Here is a 9,059-nt window from a genome sequence, read left to right on the forward strand (position 1 = left end):
CCTACACCACTCACCTCCCCGTGCTCTGTAGTGTATCTGCTTATCCTATTAAATTATACCACAGGGGGAACTTTCATTAAATTTTTGTGCCTTGAGCACAGCGAAAGGAATGGGACTTTATATGAATGACGGAGAAAAAAAGCTGCAAGAAAAAGGAATGAGCAGTAGATATACAGCGGCTCCGGGTAATTCTTCCAGGATAACACGTGACTATATCGACTCGTTGCTGATCGAAATGCGAGTAATAGATTCTATAGAATCTTCATCAAAGATGGGGCTTTTTGGAGAATCTTTCGCGACTCCCGTGATGGTAGCCGCTTTGTCGGGACTGGATAATATTCGTCCAAACGGGATGGTTGAGGTTGCAAAAGGAGCGGCGGCTGGCGCAGTGATGTGGTCTGGCATCGGCAATGAACAGGAACTAAAGGCAATAATTGAGACAGGGGCAAAGACCGTCAAAATCATTAAGCCATATTCAGACAAAGACTTGATATTTGAAAAAATATTTCAGGCGGAAAAATACGGTGCTTTGGCTGTTGGGATGGATATAGACTTCGTGTTTGGAAGCAAAAAAAATAGAGGTTATGCCCAATCTTATCCTGTGAGTCCAAAAACACAGGATGATATCAAAAGCTATGTAAAGGCGACTAAATTGCCCTTTGTATTAAAAGGGGTTCTCAGTGAGCAAGACGCTAAAAAAGCATTGGAAGTGGGTGCGGCAGCGATTGTTGTTTCCCATCATAGCGGCTCCGTTTTGGATTATGCGGTGCCTCCCCTTATGATTTTGCCGCGCATTGCAAAGATCATCGACCGGAGAATACCTATTTTTGTTGATTGCAGCATCAGTACCGGAACTGATGCATTTAAAGCCTTGGCGCTTGGTGCAAAGGCTGTTTCAGTCGGAAGGGCGGTTATGACCGGTCTGGCTTCCGATGGTGCCGATGGTGTAAGGAAGGTTATTGAAGGAATAACCGAGGAACTTCAGATGATTATGAATGTTACTGGTACTGCTGATTGTGATAACATCGATCCTGATATAATATGGCGCTAAAAAAACAAAAGCATTGTCAAATAAGTCGGTTTCTGATAGCTTATTTATTTTTCTATTCTCACTTGACATACTTAAAGCGCATTGTTATAATACGATATGTGTATATACACTAAAAATAAGATCATATTTTTGTAGGTGAAATTATGGTAGATGTAGATATGTATTTTGGACCTAACGAATGCCAATGCAACAAAATGAGACGTGCATCACGAGCAGTAACCCACTTCTATGACAAGATTTTAGAGCCGAGTGGGCTTAAAGCAACTCAATACGCACTATTGGTAAAAATGAAAAGCGTGGGATCAATCACTATGGTAGATTTGTCAGAAGCTTGCCGCTTAGACCACACAACTCTCGTTAGAAATATAAAGTTGCTTGAAGATAAAGAGTTCGTTGAAAGTATTAGCGGAAAGCACTCAAAAGCATATACGATTACATTGACAACAAAAGGTTTGAAATCGTTGGACGAGGCCCGCCCTCACTGGGAACAGGCGCAGCAGGCGATAAAAAACTGCTCTCAGATGAGGAAATACGTATGTTTGATACTATTCTTCAAAAGCTGGAATCTTTGGATTCGTGAAATCTACATGGATTTAGTCAAGTTTCGTTGAATTTACAAACAAGCCTAAACTATTGTTGCTGATAAATAAAAGTCAGCGTTTTATTATGTATTAAGTGTGTATATACACATTAATTAGAACGGAGATGAATTTCATATGGCACAAATCAAAATTCATGCTGGTATCTGTGGCTTTTGCACAACAGTAGATGCACTATCTGATGATGGCCGACATGCTCAACTTTTGATCGATTCAGAATGTCCCAACTTCAGTACTCTAAAAAGTGAACTTAAACAAGTTGATGCATATAAAGAATGCTTTGGGAAAATCGGCGAAGGTCTGGTTTATAGTTCATTTCGGGAGTATTGTCCCCATGGTGCTTGCCCTGTTCCCTGTGGAGTTATAAAAGCCATTGAAGTTGCCTGCGGACTTGCTCTGCCCCGGAATGTGGTTATAGAGATTACTTAATAGCAAGAGATACCATACCTTTAACAATATCAATTGTAATAAAACAAGATGGACAAGAGAGGGAGCGTTTTAATAATAGAAAGTGAAATATTATTGCAGAAAGAAAAGCTCAATTTGGCTGAGCACGTATTTGCAAAGCCGGAAAATATCGTTTTTTCCAATGTAGTAAGGAATATCTGTGAAAAAAATACATGCAGAATGTATGGCACCACATGGGCCTGTCCACCGGCCGTCGGAACTGTCGAGCAGTGTAAAGCGCGATGCAATGAGTATGAGAATGTGTTCATATTCACAACAATGTACCATCTGAAAGATATGTTTGATGTTAAAGAATGGAAGGACGACAGAATAATGCACGAGAGGGTTACCGATAAAGTCGCGAAAATCTTCCAATCAAAATATCCTGTGGCTTTGGTACTTTCAACGGAAGGGTGTACGGTATGCAATACATGCACCTATCCGGATAAGCCTTGCAGGTTTCCTGAACGTATGCATCCTGCGACAGAGAGCTACGGAATTCTGGTTACGGAGTCGGCCAAAGTTTGCGGTATTAAATATAATAATGGGCCCGAGACGTTAACTTATTTCAGCATGATATTTTATTGATAAGACAAATAAGTCCACAGGCCAATCACTTGAGAGAACAGACTTATTTGCTATGGCAACTACCTTATAACGCAAGCTATACACATTATCATTGAGTGTTCTCACTATAGATCGGAGGGATCAAGTACTATGGATTTTTGCTTGTTTTCGAAAGTGCTGTTAAAAATTAGTAAAGGTGGTATACATAATGAAAGTCATTGCAATTAACGGAAGTCCGAATAGCGCAGGGAATACTGCGATAATCCTAAACCTAATGAGTGAAGAGCTTGATAAACAAGGAATATAAACAGAAGTCATCCAAGTTGGAGACAAGTTGCTTCACGGCTGCAGTGGCTGCGGATACTTTAACAAATCTCAGGGCAATCAATGTGTTTTCAAGGACGATGCCGTCAACGAAACTGCGGCGAGAATGCGCGAAGCCGACGGGATTATTCTCGCGTCGCCAACGTATTTTGGCGGCATCGCTGGCACTACAAAAGCATTTCTGGACAGAGTATTTTTTTCAAGCAGGGCCTATTTCAGGTACAAGGTTGCGACGGCGGTTTCTGTGGTCAGGCGGGCCGGAGGAGTGGATGTTTATAGGCAGCTGCAGAATTATCTGGAGCTCTCCGAGACGATAATGCCGCCGTCTCAATATTGGATGACCGTCTTTGGGCTCTCTGAAGGAGAGGTACTGCAGGATAAGGAAGGCATACAGACGGTTCGGAAAAATGCGAGGGCAATGGCGTGGCAACTGAAAGTGATTGATGCAGGCAAACAGGCCGTTCCCGCACCCCAGGCGGAAGAAAAAATACAAACCAATTTTATCAGGTAATAAAGGAGAAATGAGAGATGGATTTTTTAAATCTTGTGACAAATCGTCGTTCCGTAAGGAAATATACAAGCGAAAAGGTTGAGGCAGAAAAACTGCAGAAAATTCTTGAGGCAGGAAGGGTGGCACCTTCGGCACACAATAGCCGCCCGATTAAGCTGATCGTTGTCCAAAGCTCGTCCGGGCTCGAAAAAGTGAAAAAGGCGGCGAATATCTACAGCGCGCCACTTGTGGTTATCGCGTGCGGCGATCACAAAGAGGCCGCTGTGAAGGAGGATGGCAAGTCGATGATTGATATCGACACGAGCATCGTGACAGATCATATGATGCTGCAGGCGACCGACTTAGGATTAGGCACCTGTTGGATATGCGCTTTTGACGCTGCTGTTTTGAGAACTGAGTTTCAGATGCCCGAGAATTTGGAGCCGATCAATATTCTGGCGGTTGGATATGCGGCCGACGAGCCAATCACTCCGGAAAATCACGATAAACGGCGAAAGACCCTTGAAAAAATCGTAGCCTATGAAAATTTGTAGGTGACATTGTGATGGCAAATCTTGAGCAGATGATCCGAGAGAAAGCGTTTGAATTGGGTTACGAGGATTGCGGCATAGTCCCACTCGAAAAGCTGAGCGAATATGGGCTGAGAATGCACGAGCGCGTGCAGAAAGTCCCCCAGTCCGAAAAATTCTACCAAAGACAGTACCGGCTGATTGATCCGCGAGAATCATTCTCTTGGGCACAATCTGTGGTCATAGTCATCGAGCAGTACGGCAAATACGTTGTTCCGGAGGAAATACAGGGCAACATCGGAAAACACTATTTGTTTGACACCCGTATTGATAAAAGCACGCGGGAGTTTCAGGCCGGCCTTGAAATGGAAAGCTTTATGCAGACACTGGGCCTCCGGTTTGCCAATGAACGCAAATTCGGGCTGATTGGCCTGCGATGGGCGGCGATGAAAGCAGGCCTCGGAATGATCCGCAGGAACAATTTTTTCTATGCGAAATCATCCGGATCATGGGTGACTTTACAGGGATGGATCATTGACCAAAGGCTGGAACTGATAGGGCAAGTTGACCTCCCGAAATGTTCGGATAACTGTAACCGCTGCATTAAAGCCTGCCCGTCAGGTTCACTTTCTGCGCCGTATGCCATGTCACCGACTGAATGCGTCTCGTATCTGACAAATATTGGGTTACTTGATCTGCCTAACGAACCTTTAAGCAAAACCTTCGGCCATAGCCTTTATGGATGTGACATATGCCAGGAAGTATGCCCTATGAATAAAGGTAAATTGGAGGGGATTGAGGATTTCCCAGGTGTATCTGAAATAACTCCACATCTTATCCCTGAGAAGATCATGAGTATGAATGAGGACTTTTACAAGCAGAACGTGCAGCCAAAATTTTTCTATTTGAAGCCTGATGATTTATGGAAATGGAAAGTAAATGCATTAAACTATATGCGCAACAATTATGATGATCGCTATAAGACTTATATTTTGGCGGCTTGTAAAAATGAAAATGAGAAAATTCGCGAAATGGCGCAACTTGTTTGTAGTGAATTATTTGCAGAGACATTGCTCCCTGCACCGGAAAGGAGCATGAAATGAACAATCAGTATATTGGTAGCGATGTTACCTTGGAAATTCTTGATGATGGAGATATTGAGCAATGTAGGGATTTGTGCGGTGAACTAATGGCCTATCAAAAGTCTAAGGCGAAGCTGATTCCTGAAGCATTTAATCATATGAACTTTGATACTAGGATGAAAAAATCCTATAATGAAGCTCTTCGAAGACAGGTGATTGTAGCAAAACACAATAGTATTCCTATTGGATATATTTTTTCTACCGTTGATGAAATGAACGCTAAGAACAACAGTATTCCCGTATGGGCTCCTGTTTCGGAAGGAGAAACAGTGCAAGGGTTCTATCCTGACTGGCTCAAGCCTCAAAAGATTGGTAGTGTGAGAAATCTATTTTTTCGGCCAGAGTACCGTGGGATTGGTCTTGGCAAAAGATTATTCACCATGGCAATGGAGTGGCTTGAAAGCTTTGATGATATATATCTGATTTTTATTTATGTTTCCAATGGGAATGACACCGCGCTTCGTTTCTATCTAAACCAAGGGTTTACTTTCAGCCACGATGTATTCGGAGGTTTTATCCAGGCAGTATATAAAGCAAGAAGTATCAGGTTTCCCCAAGAAGATTAATACTTACAGTTAAGGAGAAACAGTATATACACCAATTTGTATAGGATGAGAAGTTTATGGATAAGAAAAGCCAAATTACTGAAAGAAGGCCCTCAACGTGTGCCTGCCAAAATTTGCGTCGGGCTTCTCTGGTAATAACAAAAATTTATAATCAAAAACTATCCCCAAAAGGGTTAACTGCTGGTCAATTCTCACTACTACAAAATATTAAACTTTTGAGTCCTGTTTGCGTAAGTGATTTAGCTTTGAAAGTCGGACTTGATCGAACGACTCTTGTAAGAAATCTCGAGCCGCTTGAAAGAGAAGACTTGATTATTGATATCTCACCAAGAGGGACACGTAACCGTCACCTCCAATTGACTGATGAAGGTATAAAACGCTATCACTCAACAGAGCTACTTTGGCAGGAAGCCCAGGCATTTATTGAACAAAGGCTTGGAAAAGATAATGTAAAGAATCTCGCAGCATTATTATCTGAGATAGAGACTATTTGAATTATCTGTCTTATTGTGGAGGTGCTTTATGATAAAAAATGAACGTGAAATTGTTAAATTGAAAATGGCGAGAATTATGAATACTCAGGATCTATTTATAATAATAAAAAATGAAGCCGAATCTCTACATATCGAAAACTTTCTAAACCTCAATAAATCTACTAATCAGGTCTTTGAACCAGGTAGTATAGAATATATAAGTAATTTAATGTCCAACTATAACTTAAGTAATTACTTCGAGATCATAAGAAAAGAAAATGTAAATAATCCGGAGGACATCAATCCACATTTGATAGAAGATTTTTCGAATCGTATAGAGATTTATATGGACGAAAATGCTCCCGGACAAATAGACTTAAAACAATATATTAGAATTATCTCAACCTATTTGGCTTTCATAAGCAAAAAACCGCTTCACCCGTTGGGAATGATTATGCAAGGAACAGAGAAAATCATTAAGCAAAACGATAAATATTACTGTCCTATGCGAAGAGCTCAAATTAAGGGAAAATTATCTTTATGCATTTATTGTGTTTGCAGAGATATAACTGAACTAAAAAATGACTGATATAAACTTACATTGGCATGGTTCAAAGACCACCAGATGGCTACACTTATACCTTAGCACTGATAGAGTATTCAGTGCTAAGTAATATCATATCTTGTAAGGAGGTAATATATTATGGATATTAACAAAGCGAATAAAATAAAGGAAATATAAGAGATTATGTTTTCAGTTTGGGTATTGATGACGTACGAATTGGTAACGCCGCTGACTATAATAGCCCACTTAGTCCGAAACTGGATTCTATATTCCCTGATTGTAAGTTTTCTGATTGTTATGGCATTTAGAGAAGGATCCAGCTGTGAAAGTGAAGATCTTGTTGTGGCGGTTGGCGGTAGAATAGATTTCGTGGAATTTATACATAGCTCCAGTCACAAAGTTGCCCGGTTTGTCGAGAGGAAATTTAACTGCAAATCAATGGAGACCGCCCCGAGCTTCCCAGGAGATCAGTCAAAACCTCTTCCTATTGGTGAAGTTTCCCAGCGTCATGCGGCAAAAGCCGCTGGTTATACCAAAAGCTTTTCTCGAAACAATTCTGTTATCTAGAAAATACAAATAATACGGAGTTAATTGAGGCAAATTGAGTAAAATTTAAAATTGTGACTGTAAAAAAAGACGAAATTACTGAATATGCTCTGCGCCTCATAAAGCACAAGCGGAAAGAGCGGAATAAAGAGGATTTCTGATTCGTCTTTTTCGGAAATTCCTTCCCGTATTGCCGGATATATCGAAGATTTTTCTTCCAAGGATTACTTTGATGGAAAAGAGATAAATAGATATGATTTATTCATCCAATATGCTTATGCGGCAGCAAAACAAGCAATTGAAATGGCAAATGTACAGGATATAAATTTTAACAAAAACAGAGTCGGTATCTATGTAGGCTCAGGTATTGGCGGTATTAAGACAATAATAAAAAATCACGAAAAATTTATGACCAGAGGAAACAGGCATGTTTCCCCTTTTATGGTTCCTATGATGATCGGCAATATGGCAGCGGGTATTATAGCCATTAAAACAGGCTTTACGGGGCCAAGTTTTTCTCCGGTATCGGCTTGTGCAACATCCAATCAGGCTATTGGAGAAGCGTTTTTAAGTATCAAGCACGGCTATACAGATGCGGTGATAGCTGGCGGATCTGAAGCAGCAATCAATACATTTGCATTTTCCGGATTTACCAATATGCATGCGATGTCCACAAATAATGAGAACCCAGAACAGGCAAGCCGTCCCTTTGATAAATTGAGGGATGGATTTGTAATGTCGGAAGGTGCGGGAATTTTATTCCTGGAGGAATTGGAGCATGCCCAAAATCGCGGAGCTAAGATACTTGGTTAAATTGTTGGATACGGCGCGACTACTGACGCCTACCATATTACAAGCCCCGATTATCAAGGGGCAGAAGGAGCAATGAAATCAGCGATTGATATGGCAGGAATATCACCTAAACAGGTCGATTATATTAACGCACACGCAACAGGTACTCCAGAGGGAGATAAATCTGAAACAAAGGCGATTAAAGCATTGTTTAAAGAAGATGCCTACCGTATAAAAGTCAATGCTACAAAGTCCATGACAGGTCATTTATTTGGTGCAGCTGGAGGAATAGAAGCTATCATAACTTTGAAAGTTGTAGAGGAGGGCATGATACCTCCTACGATCAATTTAACTGTGCCAGATGAGGATTGCGATTTGGATTATGTGCCTAATAAGGCAATCAAACATGAAGTAAATTATGCCTTATCAAATGGTTTTGGATTTGGTGGCCATAACGCTTCATTGCTCTTAAAAAAGTATATCAAATAGAGTTTCTGGACGATGATGACGTCCAATGTTTGATGACCGATGCTGTGGATATCGGCAATACCGTAAACTTTTTATATCAGAATCTAGAATATGTTTGAATCTGCAGTATGAACTTTGCCACGATATACACCAAGGGTGGCATCAACTGCAATTATGCGGTATTTTAAAAGATTTAAAAAACAAATAATGTTAAGGGCAAACCTGCCTAAAGGCAGGGACGCAATGCCGTAGGGTCTAAGGTGCTCTAAACATTATGACAGCCTGGTTACCGTGAGATTACATGCGTCAAGACCTGCCCATTTTTGCAGCAGGTCTTGATTTTTATGTAAACGATAATAAATTTTTTAGAATGTAAGCGTCAAAGACACCATCACATAGAATTGTAGCCTTGAAGATAGTACAATCACAATAAATATGGTTGAAAAAGTTGAAAAAGTTTGCACACTTTTTCAACCAAAGCGGAGTGGTTGTATGAATA

At 40.7% G+C, this 9,059-nt stretch carries 12 protein-coding genes, 1 pseudogene and 1 riboswitch; all 13 genes and pseudogenes read left to right on the forward strand.

Features of this window, described 5'->3' with window-relative positions:
• The first annotated feature begins 121 nt into the window (after window positions 1-121).
• Entirely contained in the window at window positions 122-1,051 is a 930-nt protein-coding gene (locus tag OKX56_RS07635; protein ID WP_287896085.1) for an alpha-hydroxy acid oxidase, read from the forward strand.
• A 143-nt stretch (window positions 1,052-1,194) separates the two neighbouring features.
• The gene (locus OKX56_RS07640; RefSeq protein ID WP_051014025.1) at window positions 1,195-1,662 is read left to right on the forward strand and encodes a MarR family winged helix-turn-helix transcriptional regulator; all 468 of its coding nucleotides are present in this window, start codon (window positions 1,195-1,197) and stop codon (window positions 1,660-1,662) included.
• A 105-nt stretch (window positions 1,663-1,767) separates the two neighbouring features.
• Window positions 1,768-2,079, forward strand: coding sequence for a DUF6951 family protein (locus OKX56_RS07645; RefSeq protein ID WP_021315339.1), 312 nt, complete (start codon window positions 1,768-1,770; stop codon window positions 2,077-2,079).
• A gap of 93 nt (window positions 2,080-2,172) precedes the next feature.
• Window positions 2,173-2,685 carry a DUF2284 domain-containing protein gene (locus OKX56_RS07650; RefSeq protein ID WP_021315341.1) on the forward strand — a complete coding sequence of 171 codons (513 nt, stop codon included), beginning with the start codon at window positions 2,173-2,175 and terminating at the stop codon, window positions 2,683-2,685.
• Between the two features lie 295 nt (window positions 2,686-2,980).
• Entirely contained in the window at window positions 2,981-3,499 is a 519-nt protein-coding gene (locus OKX56_RS07655; protein WP_081580515.1) for a flavodoxin family protein, read from the forward strand.
• A gap of 17 nt (window positions 3,500-3,516) precedes the next feature.
• Window positions 3,517-4,032 (forward strand): nitroreductase family protein, encoded by a 516-nt coding sequence (locus OKX56_RS07660; RefSeq protein ID WP_015043297.1) that lies wholly within the window; start codon window positions 3,517-3,519, stop codon window positions 4,030-4,032.
• Between the two features lie 11 nt (window positions 4,033-4,043).
• Window positions 4,044-5,111, forward strand: coding sequence for an epoxyqueuosine reductase (locus OKX56_RS07665; RefSeq protein ID WP_287896089.1), 1,068 nt, complete (start codon window positions 4,044-4,046; stop codon window positions 5,109-5,111).
• Window positions 5,108-5,716, forward strand: a complete 609-nt coding sequence (locus tag OKX56_RS07670; RefSeq protein ID WP_287896090.1) for a GNAT family N-acetyltransferase — start codon at window positions 5,108-5,110, stop codon at window positions 5,714-5,716. Before OKX56_RS07665 ends, OKX56_RS07670 begins: the two co-directional genes overlap by 4 nt.
• A gap of 56 nt (window positions 5,717-5,772) precedes the next feature.
• Window positions 5,773-6,210 (forward strand): MarR family winged helix-turn-helix transcriptional regulator, encoded by a 438-nt coding sequence (locus OKX56_RS07675; protein WP_287896091.1) that lies wholly within the window; start codon window positions 5,773-5,775, stop codon window positions 6,208-6,210.
• A 28-nt stretch (window positions 6,211-6,238) separates the two neighbouring features.
• A complete protein-coding gene (locus OKX56_RS07680; protein WP_015045267.1) occupies window positions 6,239-6,778 on the forward strand; it encodes a DUF2115 domain-containing protein in 540 nt (179 codons plus the stop codon).
• 159 nt (window positions 6,779-6,937) lie between these two features.
• A complete protein-coding gene (locus OKX56_RS07685; RefSeq protein ID WP_287896092.1) occupies window positions 6,938-7,321 on the forward strand; it encodes a hypothetical protein in 384 nt (127 codons plus the stop codon).
• Between the two features lie 120 nt (window positions 7,322-7,441).
• Window positions 7,442-8,113, forward strand: a pseudogene (locus OKX56_RS07690) (beta-ketoacyl synthase N-terminal-like domain-containing protein); the annotation flags it as partial.
• On the forward strand, window positions 8,114-8,581 hold the full coding sequence (locus OKX56_RS07695; RefSeq protein ID WP_287896095.1) for a beta-ketoacyl-[acyl-carrier-protein] synthase family protein: 468 nt from the start codon (window positions 8,114-8,116) through the stop codon (window positions 8,579-8,581).
• 184 nt (window positions 8,582-8,765) lie between these two features.
• Window positions 8,766-8,854: riboswitch (cyclic di-GMP riboswitch) on the forward strand.
• The last annotated feature ends 205 nt before the right edge of the window (window positions 8,855-9,059 follow it).

It is taken from the genome of Dehalobacter sp., from assembly GCF_030063005.1.
Classification (GTDB): domain Bacteria; phylum Bacillota; class Desulfitobacteriia; order Desulfitobacteriales; family Syntrophobotulaceae; genus Dehalobacter; species Dehalobacter restrictus.

What these genes read in the sequence shown, in the direction of transcription:
- OKX56_RS07640 (WP_051014025.1), top strand. Translation starts at nt 1,195, where the DNA reads ATGGTAGATGTAGATATGTATTTTGGACCTAACGAATGCCAATGCAAC.
- OKX56_RS07680 (WP_015045267.1), top strand. Translation starts at nt 6,239, where the DNA reads ATGATAAAAAATGAACGTGAAATTGTTAAATTGAAAATGGCGAGAATT.
- OKX56_RS07645 (WP_021315339.1), top strand. Translation starts at nt 1,768, where the DNA reads ATGGCACAAATCAAAATTCATGCTGGTATCTGTGGCTTTTGCACAACA.
- OKX56_RS07665 (WP_287896089.1), top strand. Translation starts at nt 4,044, where the DNA reads ATGGCAAATCTTGAGCAGATGATCCGAGAGAAAGCGTTTGAATTGGGT.
- OKX56_RS07685 (WP_287896092.1), top strand. Translation starts at nt 6,938, where the DNA reads ATGTTTTCAGTTTGGGTATTGATGACGTACGAATTGGTAACGCCGCTG.
- OKX56_RS07675 (WP_287896091.1), top strand. Translation starts at nt 5,773, where the DNA reads ATGGATAAGAAAAGCCAAATTACTGAAAGAAGGCCCTCAACGTGTGCC.
- OKX56_RS07660 (WP_015043297.1), top strand. Translation starts at nt 3,517, where the DNA reads ATGGATTTTTTAAATCTTGTGACAAATCGTCGTTCCGTAAGGAAATAT.
- OKX56_RS07670 (WP_287896090.1), top strand. Translation starts at nt 5,108, where the DNA reads ATGAACAATCAGTATATTGGTAGCGATGTTACCTTGGAAATTCTTGAT.
- OKX56_RS07635 (WP_287896085.1), top strand. Translation starts at nt 122, where the DNA reads ATGAATGACGGAGAAAAAAAGCTGCAAGAAAAAGGAATGAGCAGTAGA.